Annotated in this window: 14 protein-coding genes; 11 read left to right on the top strand and 3 right to left on the bottom strand. The window is 72.5% G+C overall.

Annotation, left to right across the window (positions count from 1 at the left end):
- Positions 1 to 67 precede the first annotated feature (67 nt).
- From miv_RS12435 to miv_RS12420, 4 genes are all read left to right on the top strand, one after another.
- The gene (locus tag miv_RS12435; protein ID WP_058620248.1) at positions 68 to 1,393 is read left to right on the top strand and encodes a bifunctional folylpolyglutamate synthase/dihydrofolate synthase; all 1,326 of its coding nucleotides are present in this window, start codon (positions 68 to 70) and stop codon (positions 1,391 to 1,393) included.
- 216 nt (positions 1,394 to 1,609) lie between these two features.
- On the top strand, positions 1,610 to 2,521 hold the full coding sequence (locus tag miv_RS12430) for an outer membrane protein (RefSeq protein WP_207183010.1): 912 nt from the start codon (positions 1,610 to 1,612) through the stop codon (positions 2,519 to 2,521).
- A gap of 133 nt (positions 2,522 to 2,654) precedes the next feature.
- On the top strand, positions 2,655 to 3,461 hold the full coding sequence (locus miv_RS12425) for an AraC family transcriptional regulator (RefSeq protein ID WP_207183009.1): 807 nt from the start codon (positions 2,655 to 2,657) through the stop codon (positions 3,459 to 3,461).
- A gap of 69 nt (positions 3,462 to 3,530) precedes the next feature.
- A complete protein-coding gene (locus miv_RS12420; protein ID WP_207183008.1) occupies positions 3,531 to 4,349 on the top strand; it encodes a methyltransferase domain-containing protein in 819 nt (272 codons plus the stop codon).
- Positions 4,350 to 4,359: 10 nt separating this feature from the next.
- Here the strand turns inward: miv_RS12420 and miv_RS12415 are convergent, their stop codons facing one another.
- Together miv_RS12415 and miv_RS12410 are read right to left on the bottom strand one after the other, a co-directional pair.
- A complete protein-coding gene (locus miv_RS12415) occupies positions 4,360 to 5,700 on the bottom strand; it encodes a sigma-54-dependent transcriptional regulator (protein WP_207183007.1) in 1,341 nt (446 codons plus the stop codon).
- Positions 5,697 to 7,568 (bottom strand): sensor histidine kinase, encoded by a 1,872-nt coding sequence (locus miv_RS12410; RefSeq protein ID WP_207183006.1) that lies wholly within the window; start codon positions 7,566 to 7,568, stop codon positions 5,697 to 5,699. The genes miv_RS12415 and miv_RS12410 overlap by 4 nt, the downstream gene beginning before the upstream one ends.
- Positions 7,569 to 7,905: 337 nt before the next feature.
- Between miv_RS12410 and miv_RS12405 the strand changes: the two genes are divergently transcribed.
- The 3 genes from miv_RS12405 to miv_RS12395 all read left to right on the top strand — a co-directional run bounded on the left by miv_RS12405 (position 7,906) and on the right by miv_RS12395 (position 11,505).
- Positions 7,906 to 9,261 carry a dicarboxylate/amino acid:cation symporter gene (locus miv_RS12405; RefSeq protein WP_207183005.1) on the top strand — a complete coding sequence of 452 codons (1,356 nt, stop codon included), beginning with the start codon at positions 7,906 to 7,908 and terminating at the stop codon, positions 9,259 to 9,261.
- A 333-nt stretch (positions 9,262 to 9,594) separates the two neighbouring features.
- Positions 9,595 to 10,413: an alpha/beta hydrolase gene (locus miv_RS12400; protein ID WP_207183004.1), complete on the top strand. Its 819-nt coding sequence runs from the start codon at positions 9,595 to 9,597 to the stop codon at positions 10,411 to 10,413.
- Between the two features lie 105 nt (positions 10,414 to 10,518).
- Positions 10,519 to 11,505, top strand: coding sequence for a cation diffusion facilitator family transporter (locus miv_RS12395; protein ID WP_207183003.1), 987 nt, complete (start codon positions 10,519 to 10,521; stop codon positions 11,503 to 11,505).
- A 5-nt stretch (positions 11,506 to 11,510) separates the two neighbouring features.
- Here miv_RS12395 and miv_RS12390 read toward each other — a convergent pair whose 3' ends face one another.
- Positions 11,511 to 13,541: an elongation factor G gene (locus miv_RS12390; RefSeq protein ID WP_207183002.1), complete on the bottom strand. Its 2,031-nt coding sequence runs from the start codon at positions 13,539 to 13,541 to the stop codon at positions 11,511 to 11,513.
- A gap of 199 nt (positions 13,542 to 13,740) precedes the next feature.
- On the opposite strand from miv_RS12390, the gene miv_RS12385 reads away from it, so the two are divergent.
- The 4 genes from miv_RS12385 (at position 13,741) to miv_RS12370 (ending at position 16,838) form a co-directional block, all read left to right on the top strand.
- Positions 13,741 to 14,580: an HTD2 family dehydratase gene (locus miv_RS12385; protein WP_207183001.1), complete on the top strand. Its 840-nt coding sequence runs from the start codon at positions 13,741 to 13,743 to the stop codon at positions 14,578 to 14,580.
- Positions 14,581 to 14,685: 105 nt separating this feature from the next.
- Entirely contained in the window at positions 14,686 to 15,693 is a 1,008-nt protein-coding gene (locus miv_RS12380) for a TRAP transporter substrate-binding protein (protein ID WP_082171525.1), read from the top strand.
- Between the two features lie 251 nt (positions 15,694 to 15,944).
- The gene (locus miv_RS12375) at positions 15,945 to 16,220 is read left to right on the top strand and encodes a hypothetical protein (RefSeq protein WP_244748974.1); all 276 of its coding nucleotides are present in this window, start codon (positions 15,945 to 15,947) and stop codon (positions 16,218 to 16,220) included.
- 138 nt (positions 16,221 to 16,358) lie between these two features.
- Positions 16,359 to 16,838: a nuclear transport factor 2 family protein gene (locus miv_RS12370; RefSeq protein ID WP_207183000.1), complete on the top strand. Its 480-nt coding sequence runs from the start codon at positions 16,359 to 16,361 to the stop codon at positions 16,836 to 16,838.
- Positions 16,839 to 16,900 lie beyond the last annotated feature (62 nt).

Here is a 16,900-nt window from a genome sequence, read left to right as displayed (position 1 = left end):
GTATGATCCCCTCTCGCGCCCGCCGCACCGGCGGCGGGCCGGATGGAAGACCCCGCGGAAGACCCCGATGGAATCCTCCGACGCCTTGATGGCGCGCTTCCTGGCCCTGCACCCGCGCACCATCGATTTGTCGCTCGGACGGATCGAGCGCCTGCTCGCGGCGCTCGGCCACCCGGAGCGGCGGCTGCCGCCGGTGATCCACGTCGCGGGGACCAACGGCAAGGGCTCGACCATCGCCACGATGCGGGCGATCCTGGAGGCCGGCGGCCTCGCCGCCCACGTCTACACCTCGCCCCACCTCGTGCGCTTCCACGAGCGCATCCGCCTCGGCGCCGTCGGCGGTGGCCGCTTCGTGCCCGAGGACCGGCTGGCGGAAGCCTTCGCCCGCTGCGAGGCGGTGAATGCCGGCGCGCCGATCACGGTGTTCGAGATCACCACCGCGGCGGCCCTGCTGCTGTTCTCCGAAGCGCCCGCCGACGTGCTCCTGCTCGAGGTGGGTCTCGGCGGCCGGGTCGACGCCACCAACGTCATCGACCGGCCGGCCTGCGCCGTGGTGACGCCGATCGGCCGCGACCACGCGGAATATCTCGGCGACACCGTCGAGGCGGTGGCCGGCGAGAAGGCCGGCATCTTCAAGCGCGGCTGCCCGGCGGTGATCGCCCCCCAGGACTACGCCCAGGCCGACGCGGTGCTCTGCGCCCGGGCCGAGGCGGTGGGCGCGACGCCGATCCTCGTCGGCAACCAGGATTTCTCGGCCCACGAGGAGCGCGGCCGGCTGGTCTACCAGGACGAGGACGGGCTCCTCGACCTGCCGCGGCCGCGGCTCGCCGGGCGCCACCAGATCGTCAATGCCGGCACGGCGATCGCGGCCCTGCGCGCCGCCGGCTTCGGCGACATCGGCACCGAGGCCTTCGAGGCCGGGCTCGCCGCCGTCGAGTGGCCGGGCCGGCTCCAGCGCCTGCGCCAGGGCCGCCTCGCCGGCCTGCTCCCGCCGGGCTCGGAGCTCTGGCTCGACGGCGGCCACAACGTCGATGGCGGGCGCATCCTCGCCGCCGCGATGGCCGACCTGCAGGAGCGGGGCGACGCCCCCCTCGTCCTCGTCTCGGCGCTCCTCGGCACCAAGGACGCCGAGGGGTTCCTGGCCAATTTCAGCGGGCTCGCCCGCTTCCTGGTGGCGGTGCCGCTCGCCGGCCAGATGGCGGCGCGGCCGCCCGAGGAGGTCGCCGAGATCGCCGGCCGGGCGGGCCTCACGGCCGCGACGGCGCCGAGCCTGGAGGCGGCCCTGGCCTCGCTCGGCGACCGGGCCTGGGAGCGCCCGCCCCGGGTGCTGATCTGCGGCTCGCTCTACCTCGCGGGGGCGGTGCTCGCGGCGAACGGCACCCCGCCGGTCTGAATCCGGGATCCCCGTCCGGCGGACGGGCCTCTGCCCGAATTCGCGCCACCGGCGCCCGGTGGATCCCCTGGATGGTTTGCCGGCAGGCTTGACATTTCCCTCGGAAGCCCGGCCGCCGGCCGTGTCGTTGCCTGTCCGATGTGACCTAACTGCTACATCGTGCGCCACGGAAATGGTCTAGCTTGGTGTCGATAGGGGAACCTGCTGGGGACCATCATGAAGAAACTCCTGAGTGCTTTCGCTGCCTTCACCGCGCTGACCGCCGCTGCCTCGGCCGCGGACCTGCCGCGTCGCGTTGCCCCGCCGCCGGTCTTCACCCCGGTGCCGGTCTTCACCTGGACGGGCTTCTACGCCGGTTTCAACGCCGGTTACGGCTTCAACACCGCTGACACCCGCGCCCCGACCGTCGTCGGCGTGCCGGCCGGCGCCACCGCCGCCAGCAGCGTGTTCGTGACCGCCGCCGGCGTCCCGACCACCGGCGTCCTCGCCTTCGGCAACCGCAACAGCAACGACGGCTTCGTCGGCGGCGGCCAGATCGGCTACAACTACCAGTTCACCCCGGGCTCGGGCGTGGTCGTGGGTATCGAGGCCGACGCCCAGTACGTCGACTTCGGCCGCAGCCGCAACCAGTATGCCTTCGCCACCGTCGCCGGCGGCGCCATCAACCCGGGCACCCTGGTCTTCAACCCGAACGGCATCTCGGGCCTCGACTTCTTCGGCACCGTCCGTGGCCGCCTCGGCTACGCCTGGGACCGCACCCTCGTGTACGCCACCGGCGGTTTCGCCTACGGCTCGGGCGGCGGTCGCGACTTCGGCCTGCCGAACAGCTCGCGCGACAACTTCCAGACCGGCTGGGCCGTCGGCGGCGGCGTCGAGTACGCTCTGCCCACCGACTCGTTCCTGAACTTCTTCCGTTCGTCGGCCGTGACCCTCAAGGTCGAAGGCCTGTACGTGAACCTGGATCAGGGCAACCGCAACAACGGCGTGTTCGCTCAGACCGTCAACGGCACGCAGTACTCGGTGTTCTCGCCGGGCGTCGTGTCGGTCGGCCCGGCCAACCTGTACCGTCGCGAGACCGAGTTCGCGGTCGTCCGCGCCGGCCTGAACTACAAGTTCGGCTCGTACTAAGACCCGACTTTCCGTCATCGCGACGGAGCGGAGCCCGGCCTCACGGCCGGGCTCTTCGCGTTTTCGACGCCCTTGGCAGTGGATCCTGGCAGTGGATCCTGCCGGCGGATCGCGGGTGGGGAAGCCGGCACGCATGCGGGACGAGCGGCACAGGGCGCGGCAGCACCGCAGCGGCCTGCCCGGCCTCGAGGCGGTCTCTGTCTCGTCCGACCGTGCCTTTCCGCGCCACGCTCACGACCAGCTCGGCTTCGGCGTCGTGGTGGCCGGCGCTCACCGCTCCTGGAGCGGCCTCGGCGCCGTCGAGGCGGCGGCCGGCGACCTCATCACCGTCAATCCGGGCGAGATCCACGACGGCGTGCCGGTCCGCTCGGCCGTCCGAACCTGGCGGATGGTCTATCTCGACCCGTCCCGCCTCGCCGACCTTCTCCCGGAGGAGCGACGCAAGGGTGTCGAACTCGCCCGTCCGGCGCTTCGCGATCCGGCCCTCGCCACGGGCGTCATCGGGCTCTTCGGACTGTTCGCGATGGACCGGCCCGATCCCCTCGCGGTCGAGCAGGACCTCGTCCGGGTCCTCGTGCCGCTGTTTGCCCGCTACGGCAGCCGCCCGGCTCCGCGCCGCGGTCCGCCGCCGCCCGTCGCCCGGGCGTTGCGGCGGCTGGAGGAGGCGCCCGCAGAGGCCGTGACCCTCGCCGAACTCGCCGGGCTGTCGGGGGTCAGCCGCTTCCAGCTGCTCCGCGGCTTTGCCCGGTCGGTGGGGACGACGCCGCACGCCTACCTGATCCAGCAGCGCGTCCGCCTGGCGCGCCGCCTCCTCGCGGCGGGATCCGGGCCCGCGGCGGCCGCGGCGGAGGCGGGCTTTGCCGACCAGAGCCACATGACCCGCGCCTTCGTCCGCCAGTACGGGGTCACGCCGGCCCGCTACCGCGCCGCCCTCGCCTGAAGCCGCAATCGCGTTCAAGACCCCCGTCGCCGCTCCGGGCGAGGATCGTCCCCGACCGGGAGGATGCGGATGGGACGGGACCACGACTACGTTCACGGCTACGCGGCGGCGGAACAGGCGCGCCTGTGCGACCAGGCAGCGACGCTGGAGTCGCGGCTGCATCGCGGCGCCCGCTATCCCGCCGGCGGCACGGTGCTGGAGGCGGGCAGCGGCGTCGGCGCCCAGACGATCCCGCTCCTGCGGCAGAATCCCGACGCGGTTCTCACCTGCGTCGACATCGCGGCGGCCTCTCTCGCGGAGGCGCAGACGCGTATCCGGGCCGCCGGCCTGCCCGTGCCGGCGCTGCGGCAGGCCGATCTCAAGGCCCTGCCCTTCCCGCGGGCGAGCTTCGATCATGCCTTCGTCTGCTTCGTGCTGGAGCACCTTCCCGATCCCCCGGCGGTCCTGGCCGAGTTGCGCCGCGTGGTGCGGCCGGGCGGGAGCCTGACGGTGATCGAGGGCGATCACGGATCGATCCTGCTGCATCCGGAGGACGCGGCGGCGCGGGCCGCCATCGCCTGCCAGGCGGCGCTGCAGCGCAGGGCGGGCGGCGATCCGGAGATCGGGCGGCGGCTCTCGCCGCTCCTGCGGCAGGCCGGCTTCGCCGATATTCGTGTTCTGCCGCACCTCGTCTACGCCGATGGCACCCGGCCGGACCTTGCCGAGGGCTTCGTGCGTCGCACCTTCGCGGCGATGGTGGCGGGCATCCGCGACGAGGCGATCCGGGCCGGGCTCACCGACGGGCCGGCCTTCGATGCGGGCCTCGCCGCTCTCGACCGCGCGGCGTGGCCGGAGGGCAGCTTCGCCTATACCTTCTTCGAGGTCACGGCTTTCGTGCCGCCGGCCTGACGAGCTTGCCTCAGCGGTAGTCGTTCGGGTCGAGGCCGTGGCGGGCGATCTTGTCGTAGAGGGTCTTTCGCGGGGTGCCGAGCGCTTCCGCCGCCACCCGCACGTCGCCGCCGGCCATGATCAGCTCGTCGCGGATCAGGCCACGCTCGTGGCGGTCCATCTGCTCGGCCAGCGTCGCGGGCTTTGCCGGCTCGGTCTGGGCCGGGCCGGTCGGGTTGAGACCCAGCGCGCAGCGCTCGGCGAAGTGGCCGAGCTCGCGCACGTTGCCGGGCCAGTCGTGCCGGCTCAGGTGCTCGCGGATCGACGGGGTGACCGGCGGCGGCTCGCGGTTGAAGCGGGCGGCGGCCCTGCGCAGGAAATGCTCGAACAGGAGCGCCACGTCCTCGCGCCGCTCGCGCAAGGGCGGGATCGCCACGGAGACGACGTTCAGGCGGTAGTAGAGGTCGTCCCGGAACGTCCCTTGCGCGGCCGCCTGGCCGAGGTCGATCTTGGTGGCGGCCACCACCCGCATGTCGACGGGCTGGACCGCGTTGGTGCCGAGGGGCTCCACCACCCGCTCCTGCAGCACCCGCAGGAGCTTGACCTGGATGGTGAGCGCCATGCTCTCGATCTCGTCGAGGAACAGCGTGCCGCCGTCGGCATGCGCGATGCGCCCGACCCGCTTCTTGAGCGCCCCCGTGAAGGCGCCGGCCTCGTGGCCGAACAATTCGCTCTCGACCACGGTGTCGGGGAGCGCGCCGCAATTCATCGCCACGAAGTTGCCCTTGGCGCGCCGGCTCCAGCGGTGGAGCGCGCTCGCCACCACCTCCTTGCCCGAGCCGGTCTCGCCCAGCACCATCACGTCGACATCGGCCTCGGCCACCTCGCGCACGAACTGGCGCAGGCGGGTGATCGCCGGGGAGACGCCGAGGAAGGCCGGGTCCTCCGCCACCGCGGCGTCGAGGCGGGAGCGCAGGGAGCGGTTCTCGATCACCAGCTTGCGGCGCTCGAGGGCGCGGCGCACCGAGGCGACCAGCGTCTCGGCCGGGTAGGGCTTGGCCAGGAAGTCGTAGGCGCCGGCCCGCATCGCCCGGACCGCCATGGTGATGTCGCCGTGGCCGGTGATCAGGATCACCGGCAGCTCGGGATCGGCCTCCTGCAGGGCGGAGAAGAGCCCGAGCCCGTCGAGCCCCGGCAGGCGCACGTCGGTGACGACGACGCCCGGCGGATCGGCGAGGACCGCCCGCAGGGCCGATTCGGCGTCGGCATGGGTCTCGACGGAGAAGCCCGCGAGGTCGAGGCTCTGGCCGTTGGCCCGGCGCACCTCCTCCTCGTCGTCGACGAAGACCACGCGGTCGGACGGTGCGCTCATGCGGCGGCTCCCTCGGTTCCGGGTTTCTGGTGGTGGCCGGGCACGGCCGCGGCGGGGGCGAGCGGCAATTCGACCCGGAACAGCGCGCCGCCCTCCGGCGAGGCGCCGGCCGAGAGGGTGCCGCCGCATTCCTCGACGATGCCGCGCGAGATCGCGAGGCCGAGGCCGAGGCCGCCGGTCTTGGTGGTGAAGAAGGCGTCGAACACCTGGGCGCCCCCCTCGGGCAGCCCGCCGCCGTTGTCGCCCACCTCCAGCACCGCGCGCTCCCCCGCGACCCGCACCGTCACGGCGATGCGCGGCGCGTCGACGCCCGCGACCGCGTCGAGGGCGTTCTGCACCAGGTTGACCACGACCTGCTCCAGCCGCGGTCCTTCCCCAAGGACATAAGGCGACGGCGCGGGCAGCGCGAGGGCGAGATCGATCCCTCCGAGACGCCCCTCCACCACTTCGAGGCTCGTGCGCACCACGCCGGCGAGCGCCACGGGATCGCGCCGGCCCGAGGCCTTGCGGGCGAAGCCCTTGAGCTGGCGGGTCAGGACCGCGATGCGCTCGGTCAGGCGGCCCACCGCCGCGAGGTTCTCGGTCGCCTCCGGCAGCCGCTCGCGCTGGATCAGGATGCCGGCATTGTCGGCGTAGGAGCGGATCGCCGCGAGCGGCTGGTTGATCTCGTGCGCCATGCTGGCGGCGAACTGGCCGAGCGCGGCGAGGCGCCCCGCATGGGCGAGCTCGCGCCCGAGGCGCTGGCGCTCGGCTTCGGCGCGCTGCCGCTCGGCGATCTCGGCCTTGAGCTTCCGGTTGGCCTCGGTGAGGGCTTGCGTGCGCACCCGCACCCGCTCCTCGAGCTCGGTGCGCCGGGTCGCCGCCTCGGCGAGGCTCGCCCGCACGCGCCGGCGCCGCCCGACGATCTCGGCGAGGCCGAGGCAGGCGAGCCCGACCGCGAGGCCGGCGATGACCTGGGCCTGGATCCGCTCGCGCGCCACCGCGACCCCGATCCGGGTCAGGGTGTGGAGCCGCCAGGTGGTGCCCGGGATCGCGGCGTCGAGCGGCATGGCGAGCCGCGCCGGCTCGGCCCCGTGGCCGACCCGGACCAGGGTCCCGTCCGCCGCCGGGTAGAGCGGCAGGGGCTTGAGCGGCGCCTCGCCGAATTCGAGCCGCTCGCGGATCAGCCGGCGCTCGTCGTCGGGCACTGGGCGCAGGGTGCCGAAGCGCCAGGCCGGCTCGCTCGCCACCAGCACGATGCCGCGGGGATCGGTGACCATCACGGTCTCGCCGCCGGCCTCGGCCCCTTTTCGCCAGGCGGCCTCGATGCCGTCGAACTCGACCTTGACCACCACGACCCCGGTCTGCCCGCCGGGGCCCGCGACCCGGCGGCTGAGATAGAGGCCCGGCCGGCCGCTGACCGTGCCGAGCGCGAATTGGCGGCCCGCGCCCTCGGCCAGCGCCTGCTGGAAGTAGGGCCGGAAGGCGTACATCGCCCCCACGAAGCTGCCCGGCTCGCCGGCATTGCTCGCCGCGACCGCGCGCCCGTCCTGGCGGATGACGTAGACCACCGCCGCGCCCGACGCCCGGGCGATCTCGGCGAGCCGGTCGTCGACCCGGGCGATCAGGCCCGGATCCGGCGAGGCGCCCACCACCGCGGCGATCTCCGGGTCGCTGGCGAGGGCCAGCGGCAGGGAGCCCTGCTTCTGCATCTCGGTGCGGAAGGCGGCGACGTGGAGCGCCAGTGTGGCCGAGGCCGAGCGCCGCAGGTCCGCGAGCGCCGCCCGCTCGGCCTGGCGGCCGGCGAGCAGGGCCGCGGCCACCACCGCCGCGAGCCCCAGGAGCCACGGCAGGGCCGGCGAGCGCGGCAGGGCGCGCCAGCCGGTCACGGCCGCCCCGCGCGGCGCGGCCGGGCGGTTGCGGATTTCCGCACGGTTTCCCGGCCGGCGTTGCGGCAGGCCGGACGGCTGCCGCGGGCGGTTTCCCCCTGTGTCATGAAAAGCCTTTTATTCTGTTGGGCTTAACAAAAAATTTCGGATTTTCGCCGGCTGGCACGCCGGTTGCCATGATGTGTCCGTCCGCGGCCTGCCGGTGCGCGGCAGGCCTGTCGCAGGCCGAAGTTCAGGCCGCAAGGCCAAGTCGCCCGCCGCAAGGCCAACAGCAAGAGCATCCCGCGGTCCGCCGCCAACGCCGTCCTGCAACGAGCCATTATAGGGAGAACGTCCGATGGCTACGATCCCGTCCCCGCTGACCGCGCCCCACGCGCCGCCGGCTCCCAAGCCGATCTACAAGACCCTCTATTTCCAGGTCCTGGTCGCCGTCGCGATCGGCATCACGCTCGGGCATTTCTACCCGCAGCTCGGCGCCGACATGAAGCCGCTCGGCGACGCCTTCATCAAGCTCGTCAAGATGATCATCGCCCCGGTGATCTTCCTCACCGTGGTCTCCGGCATCGCCGGCATGACCAACCTCGAGAAGGTCGGCCGGGTCGGCGGCAAGGCGCTGATCTACTTCCTCACCTTCTCGACGCTGGCGCTGATCGTCGGCCTGATCATCGCAAACCTCGTCCAGCCGGGCGCAGGGATGCATATCGATCCGAAGTCGCTCGATCCCAAGCAGATCGCGATGTACGCCGAGAAGGCGAAGTCGCAGACGATCACCGACTTCCTGATGAACATCATCCCGTCGACGGCGGTGGGTGCGTTCTCGGGCGGCGAGATCCTCCAGGTCCTGTTCTTCTCGGTGCTGTTCGGCTTCGGCCTCGCCTTCCTGGGCGAGCGCGGCAAGCCGGTGCTCGACTTCATCAAGATCCTGTCCGAGGCGATCTTCGGCGTCGTCCACATCATCATGAAGGTCGCCCCCATCGGCGCCTTCGGCGCGATGGCCTTCACCATCGGCAAGTACGGCATCGCCTCGCTCGCCAACCTCGCCTACCTGGTCGGCGCGTTCTACCTGACCTCGGCGATCTTCGTCTTCGGCGTCCTCGGCCTCGTCGCCCGCTACAACGGCTTCTCGATCGTCAAGCTGGTCCGCTACATCAAGGAGGAGCTGCTCCTGGTGCTCGGCACCTCGTCCTCCGAGTCGGCCCTGCCCTCGCTGCTCGAGAAGATGGAGCGCGCCGGCTGCTCGAAGCCCGTCGTCGGCCTGGTGGTCCCGACCGGCTACTCGTTCAACCTCGACGGCACCAACATCTACATGACCATGGCGGCCCTGTTCATCGCCCAGGCGACGGACACGCCCCTCACCTACGGCGAGCAGGCCCTGCTGCTCCTCGTCGCCATGCTGTCCTCGAAGGGCGCGGCCGGCGTCACCGGCTCGGGCTTCATCACGCTGGCCGCGACGCTGGCGGTGGTCCCCTCCGTGCCGGTCGTCGGCATGGCGCTGATCCTCGGCATCGACCGCTTCATGTCGGAGTGCCGGGCGCTCACCAACTTCATCGGCAACGCGGTGGCCTGCATCGTGGTCGCCCGCTGGGAGGGTGAGGTCGACATGGACCGCCTGAAGGCCGCCCTCGACGGCAACCCGATGCCGCTGGAGGAGGTCCTCCCGCCTCTGCAGCCGACCCTGCAGCCGGCCGAGTAAGCGACGCTCCCGGGGTCATCGCGACCCCGGGCCCGAGCAAGGGGCGGCCCTGCGCGCGGCGCGGGGCCGCCCCTTCGCGTTTCCGGGTATCGTCACGCCAGGACCTTGTCCGACCGGAACGACGTGCGTCCTCCCACCCACGACCTCATCCTGAGGTGCGACCAACAGGAGCCTCGAAGGAGGGCTCCAGAGAGCGATGAGACCTCTGGAGCCCTCCTTCGAGGTCGGTCCATCTTTGATGGACCGACACCTCAGGATGAGGTCGTGGGTGGGGGGGAAAAGACACGTGTTCTGCCGGTTCGATAAGTTCTGAAATTCTCTCGGAGGGCGACGATGGCGGGCGGCGACTGGCGCGGGATGGACCGTGCGACACTCAGCAAGGCCTACGACAATTCCGGTGCGGTCGCCGGCAGCAGCGCCACCATGGCGGCCTTGCGCGCGCGCAGCGCGGCGTTCCGCGAGAGGCAGGCCGGCGCCCTCGACCTCCCCTACGGCGAGGGCGAGCGTCAGCGTTTCGACCTCTTCCGTTGCGGACGGGCCGGGGCGCCGCTCCTCGCCTTCATTCACGGCGGCTACTGGCAGCGCAACGACAAGCACGGCTTCTCGGCGCTGGCCGAAGGGCCGCTCGCCCGCGGCCTCGACGTGGCGATGATCGGCTACACGCTCTGCCCCGGGGCGACGATGACGGCGCTCTGCGCCGAGATTCCGGCGGCGCTCTCCGCCTTGCGCGCCCACGCGAACCCGCCGCGCCTCGTCGTGTCGGGCTGGTCGGCCGGCGGGCATCTGGCGGCGCTCGCCATGACCTGCCCGGAGGTCGATGCGGGATTGGCGGTCTCCGGTATCTTCGATCTCGCGCCGATCCGGCGCACCGCCCTCGACGACGCGCTCCACCTCACCGAGGACGAGGTCGCGGCGCTGTCGCCGATCCGGCACCTGCCGCGTCGCGCCGGACCGCTCACGGTGGCCTACGGCGCCGGCGAATTGCCGGAGCTGTGCCGGCAATCGCAGGTCTACCAGGCGGCCTGGGCCGGGACCGGCCTCCCCGGCGACCTCCTGGCCCTGCCGGGCGACGACCATTTCACGGTGCTCGACCAGATGATCCGGCCGGACGGGGCGCTGACCGAGGCGGCGTTGCGTCTCGCGACCGGGTGACCGGGGCGGGGTCTCGCCGCCCCGCCCCGCCCGCCCTAAAGCTAACGGCGCCGCGACGACCGCGCGGGCCCGCGAGCGGCCCGGGCGAGGAACCAGGAACCGGGCATGGGCCAGCACCACGCACACGATCACCACGACCATGGGCACGATCACGGGCAAGATCACGATCACGCCCACGGACATGGGCATCATCACGGCCCCGGCCACGTCCACGCCCCGGCGAGCTTCGGCCGCGCCTTCGCGATCGGCATCGCGCTCAACACCGGCTTCGTGCTGATCGAGGGCGGCTACGGCTTCCTCACCGATTCGGTGGCGCTGCTCGCCGATGCCGGCCACAACCTGTCGGACGTGCTCGGCCTCGTCGTCGCCTGGGCGGCGGCGACGCTCGGCCAGCGCCGGCCGACGGCGCGGTTCACCTACGGCCTGCGCTCGTCCTCGATCCTCGCCGCCCTGTTCAACGCGGTGTTCCTGCTGGTCGCGGTCGGCGCCATCGCGCTCGAGGCGGTGCAGCGCTTCAGCGCCCCCGCGCCGGTCCCGGGCCTCACCGTGACGATCGTGGCGCTGGTCGGCATCGCGGTGAACGGCATCACCGCCTGGCTGTTCGCGTCGGGTCGCAAGGGCGACCTCAACATCCGCGGCGCCTACCTGCACATGCTGGCGGATGCCGCGGTGTCGGCCGGCGTGGTGGTGGCGGGCCTCGTCATCCTGTGGACCGGCTGGACCTGGGTCGACCCGCTGACGAGCCTCGTCATCGTGGCGGTGATCGTCGCCGGCACCTGGGGGCTCCTGCGCGACAGCGTCGTGCTCTCGCTCGACGCCGTACCCCCGGGCCTCGATCCGGCCGACGTGCGCCGCTGCCTCGCCGAGCGGCCGGGCGTTTCGGAGGTCCACGACCTCCACGTCTGGCCGATGAGCACCACCGAGACGGCGCTCACCGCCCATCTGGTGATGCCGGCGGGCCACCCCGGCAACGCGTTCCTCAACGACTGCGCCGCCACCCTGCGCCGCCGCTTCGGCATCGCCCACGTCACGCTCCAGGTGGAACTCGCCGGGGGCCCGGCCTGCGCACTCGCCCCCGACCACGTCGTGTAGCGGCCTCACCCCGCCTTGCGCAGCGGCGGGCGGCCCAGCGCCGCGTCGGCGGCGCGGCCCGTCACCTCGGCGTGGTGGTCGAACCGCGCCGTGAAGGTGCCGATCCCGGCGGTGGCGGAGCGCAGCTCGACGATCAGGTCGGTCATCTCGGCCTCGGGGATCAGCGCCTCGACCATATCCCAGCCCGACCAGCCGGGCCGGGCGTCGAAGCCGAGGATCTGGCCGCGCCGGGCCGTGACGAGGCCGGTGGCCTTCGCGGTGGCGCCGCTCGGCACCGCCAGGGTGACGGCGAGGATCGGCTCCAGCAGCACCGGCCCGGCCTTGGCGAGCGCTTCCTCCAGCGCCAGCCGCGTCGCGGCCTGGAAGGCGGCATCCGAGGAATCGACCGCATGGGCCGCGCCGTCCTTGAGCGTCACCGCGATGTCGACCACGGGAAAGCCGAGCGGCCCCTTCGCGGTGAAGGCCCGGGCGCCGGCCTCGACGGAGGCGATGTAGGCGCGCGGCACTGCCCCGCCCACCACCTCGTCCTCGAACGAAAACCCCTCGCCGCGCGGCAGCGGCCGCACCGCGAGCGCCACGTCGGCGAACTGGCCGTGGCCGCCGGTCTGCTTCTTGTGCCGGGCCCGCGCCTCGGCCGGGCCGCGGATCGTCTCGCGGTAGGCGACCCGCGCCCGCTCGGTCTCGACCGCGATGCCGAAGCGCGAGGCCAGCCGCTCCACCGCGACCCGCAGGTGCATCTCGCCCTGGCCCGACAGGCGCAGATCGCCGAGCTCGGCCCGGTGCTCGACGAGCAGCGCCGGATCCTCGTCGGCGAGCTTGGCGAGCGCCGCCGAGAGCCGCACGTCGTCCTTGCGGTCGCGCACCCGCAGCGCCAGCGCGTGCACCGGTTCCGGCGCCGGCAGCGCCGCGAGGGCGTCGGGCGCCGCCTGCCCGGTGCTCAGGGTCTCGGCGGTGGCGATCGGATCGAGCCGGGCGAAGCCCGCGACCTCCCCCGCCCGTGCCTCCGGCACGCGGGTGCTGCCCGCGCCGGCGAGCCGCGTCAGCGCCGCCACCCGGGCGGTGCCGCCGCCCGATCCCGTCACGGTCTCGCCCTCGTGCACGGCGCCGCGCAGCACCCGCCCGACCGAGAGCTTGCCGCTGACGCCGCCATGCAGGGTCTTCATCACCTGCACGAGGGGCGCCCCTTCCTCGGCGATGCCGAGGCGGGCGCGGGTCTCGGCCAAGCCCGGCGCCTCGTGCCGCAGCGCCTTCAGGAGGCGGGTGATCCCGTGTCCGTGCTCGGCCGAGCCGAACAGCACCGAGACGGCCCGGCCCTCGCGCAGCTCGCGGGCGAGGTCGGAAAAAACCCGGTCGGCCTGCGGCTCGACCTCGGCGATCAGGTCCTCCATCAGGGCGTCGTCGTGGTCGGCCAGGCGCTCCAGCATCGTGTAGCGCTCGGCCTTTTCCCGCGCCCGCTCGCCGTCGGGCAGGGCCACCACGTCGCTTTGCGCCTGCTCGCGCCACACGAAGGCGCGCTCGAGCGCGAGATCGATGACGCCGACCGCCGCCTCGCCCTCGATCAGCGGGATCTGGCGCATCAGCAGCGGCACCCGGGAGGCGGGCTGCAGCAGCGCGAGCGCGTCGCGCAGCGAGCCCGCCGCGGTCTCGGCCTTGTTGATGAACAGGAGGCGCGGGATCCCGGCGGCCTCGAGGTCGCGCAGGATCAGCTCCAGGGCCGGCAGCTTGCGGGCGTCGGCCTCGCAGACCACGATCGCCGCGTCGCAGGCCGGCAGCACCGCCCGCAGGTCGTGCGCGAACTCGATCGAGCCGGGACAATCGACGAAGGTGAAGGCCTCGCCGAGAAACCGCGTCGTGGCGAAGGCGGGCTCCACGCTCATGCCGTGGGACCTGGCCTCCGGCGAGGTGTCGCCGAGGCGGGCGCCGGTGCGCCCGGGCCGGTCGATCGCGCCGGTGCGATGGAGGATGGCCTCGAGCAGGGCGGTCTTGCCGCCCTGGAACGGACCGACGATCGCGATGCACCTGTGCTGGGCAGCCACGTGACGTCTCCCATCTTGGTCGTTGTCGACGGGAAGTGAAGCACCAGGCGGGGGCGGGGTCCAGCCGGCAGACGTGCGGGCGCGAAGAGATGTGCGGGCGCGAAGGACAGGCCGGCGCGCGGTCTGTGCAGGTGCGGAGACGGGCCGCTATAAGCCCGAACAGGCCCGAGACGCCGGGCGACGGATGGGACAACGCCGGATGCCCGAGATCGACATCGACCACCTGCGCGGCTGGATCGGGCGCACCCGCGAGGTCGAGGACCTCGTGACGCCGCGCCTCGTCGCCGAGTACCGGGCGACGCTCGCCCCGCACCTCGCCCCGGTCCGGGAGGGCGAGGCGCCGCTGGCCCTGCACTGGTGCCTCGCCCCCGAGACCCCGGCGGCCGACGCCCTCGGGCCCGACGGCCACGCGGCGAAGGGCGGGTTCCTGCCGCCGGTGCCGCTGCCGCGGCGGATGTGGGCCGGCGGCGAGATCGAGACGCTGGCTCCCCTGCGAATCGGCGACCGGGTGGTGCGGCGCGAGACGGTCTCGGACGTGGCGGTGAAGCACGGGCGCACCGGCACCCTGTGCTTCGTCACGGTGCGGCACGACTACGAGACCGAGCGCGGCCCGGCGATCCGCGACCGGCAGGACATCGTCTACCGCGAGGCGAGCCGGCCGGGCGATGCCGCGCCGGCGGTCAGGCCCGTTCCGGCGCAGGACGACGCCGCCTGGTCGGTCCAGGCGAATTCCGTGCTGCTGTTTCGCTACTCGGCGATGACCTTCAACGGCCACCGCTTCCACTACGACCACCCCTACGCCACGCAGGTCGAGGGCTATCCCGGCCTGGTGGTGCACGGGCCGATGCAGGCGAGCCTGCTTCTCAACCTCGCGGCCATCCGCCTCGGCCGGGTGCCGGCGCGGTTCCGCTACCGCGGCGTCTCGCCGATGATCGCCGGCTCGCGCTTCGCGGTGGCGGGGCGACGCGAGGGCGAGGCGTTCCACGGCTGGACCGCCGTCGACGGCGCGGTGTGCATGGAGGCGGACGCCGAGGGCTGAGGATGGAGGCGGAGGCTTTCGGGGGTTAGGCGATCGGCGCATTGCGCCGCGGGGCCCGAACTGTCAGCCTTGCGACCAAACCAGAACGCGACACGAGGAAACGCCATGACGACCCTGACCCGCCGCGCCCTCGCGGCCGGCACCGCCCTGCTGCTCCTGTCGGGCGCTGCCCTGGCCCAGGCGCCGATCGTGATCAAGTTCAGCCACGTCGTCGCGCCCGATACGCCGAAGGGCCGCGGCGCCGACAAGTTCAAGGAACTGGCGGAAAAGTACACGAACGGCAAGGTGAAGGTGGAGGTCTACCCCAACTCGCAGCTGTTCAAGGACAAGGAGGAGGTCGAGGCGCTCCAGCTCGGCGCGGTGCAGATGCTGGCGCCGTCGCTGGCGAAGTTCGGGCCGCTCGGCGCCAAGGAGTTCGAGGTCTTCGACCTGCCCTACATCCTGCCCGACAAGGCGGCCCTGCGCCGGGTCACCGACGGGGCGCTCGGCAAGCGGCTGTTCGACAAGCTGCAATCGAAGGGCATCACCGGGCTCGCTTACTGGGACAACGGCTTCAAGGTGATGAGCGCCAACAAGCCGTTGCGGATGCCGGCCGATTTCCGCGGCCTGAAGATGCGGATCCAGTCCTCGAAGGTGCTGGAGGCCCAGTTCCGCGCGCTCGGCGCGATCCCGCAGGTGATGGCCTTCTCGGAGGTCTACCAGGGCATGCAGACCGGCGTGGTCGACGGCTCGGAGAATACCCCCTCGAACATGTTCACCCAGAAGCACCACGAGGTGCAGAAGTACATCACCCTGTCCGATCACGGCTATATCGGCTACGCGGTGATCACCAACAAGAAATTCTGGGACGGGCTGCCGGCCGAGATCCGCACCGAGCTCGACAAGGCGATGACGGAGGCGACGTCTTACGCCAACCAGGTCGCCGACAAGGACAATGCCGACGCCCTGGAGGAGATGAAGAAGTCGGGCAAGACCACCTTCATCACCCTCACCCCCGACGAGAAGGCGGCCTGGAAGACGGCCCTGGAGCCGGTCACCGCCGACATGGCCAAGCGCGTCGGCAAGGACGTGATCGAGGAGTTCCAGAAGGAGGCGAAGGGCGGGACGCAGTAGGTCCGGGACCGGCCTGACGGGATGACGACTTTGCCCCCTGTGGCACTTCCGTCTTGGCCTGCGGGGGGCAAGTCACAGGCGAGGCCGGTCCGACGGCGTCGATCATCGGCAATCGAAGCGTGCTCGACGCCTGCGGACGGGTGATCCACGCCAGGCCCCTCCCCGGCCTTTCCCGCAACGCAACCCAGCCGTGCCGCGAACCGGAAGGCCGGGCTCGGTGTTGACGCCTCGGAATGAGCCGGAGACGTCGAATGTCGATGCCGTTGACCCGCGTCCTCAGCCTGGCGGCAGCGGTTGGGGCCGGTGCGCTCCTGATGCCCGCCCTGGCAAACGCCCAGGGCACCGAACGGCAGCGCCTGGCCTGCATGACGGACGCGATGACGCTGTGCTCGCGTGACGTGCCGGACACGCGGCGCATCGAGCGCTGCCTGCGCCGCAACTACGACCGCATCAGCGCTCCCTGCCAGGGCGAGCTCGATGCCGCCAACGCCGCGGCCAGTCCGGGTGTGCCCCAGTACGGCCGCTGAGCGCGGCCGGGACTCCCTCTCCCGTTCGACCCGGCGCGATGGCCATCGCCCGGGCCCGGCGCTAAGCTCGAACAGCGCGAGACGGCGCGGCGCCGGCGGGTTCGACCGCCCGGCGACCGGATGAGCGGGAGGACGATCATGGTGCGGACCGAAATGTGCTCGCGGCGGGTGCTGCTGGCGGGCGTCACCCTGGGTGCGGCGGCGCCGATGCTCGCCGCCGGGTCGAGCCGGGCGCTTGCCGCCGACGAGAGCGAGGCGGTGAGCCGCCGGCTCGAGGCCCTGCGTGTCGCGATCGTGGAGGGCGACGCCAAGGCGCTCGACGCGCTGACCCACCCGCAGCTCAGCTACGGCCATTCGAGCGGGCGCAAGATCGAGACCAAGGCGCAGTTCGTCGCCAGCCTCGCCGGCAAGACCAACTACAAGTCGCTGACCTTCTCGGAGCCGTGGATCCAGGTCGTCGGCGACAACGCCATGGTCCGTCACGTCTGGGACGGGGCCGACATCCTGCCGAACGGCGAGACCGGTCGCTCCTACATCGCGGTGTTGCAGGTCTGGCTCAAGGATGGCGGCGAGTGGCGGCTGCTCGCGCGGCAGAGCTGCCCGCTCAAGCCGGCCTGACCGATCGCGGGGAACGACGCGCAAGCTCGGGCGTTCTCGCTCGCCGCGGCGATGTCCGGATG

This window comes from Methylobacterium indicum (genome assembly GCF_017347565.1).
In the GTDB taxonomy this organism is placed as follows: Bacteria; Pseudomonadota; Alphaproteobacteria; order Rhizobiales; family Beijerinckiaceae; genus Methylobacterium; species Methylobacterium indicum.
The sequence above is the reverse complement of the archived record's forward strand: the minus strand, read 5'-3'. Positions and strand labels throughout refer to the sequence as shown.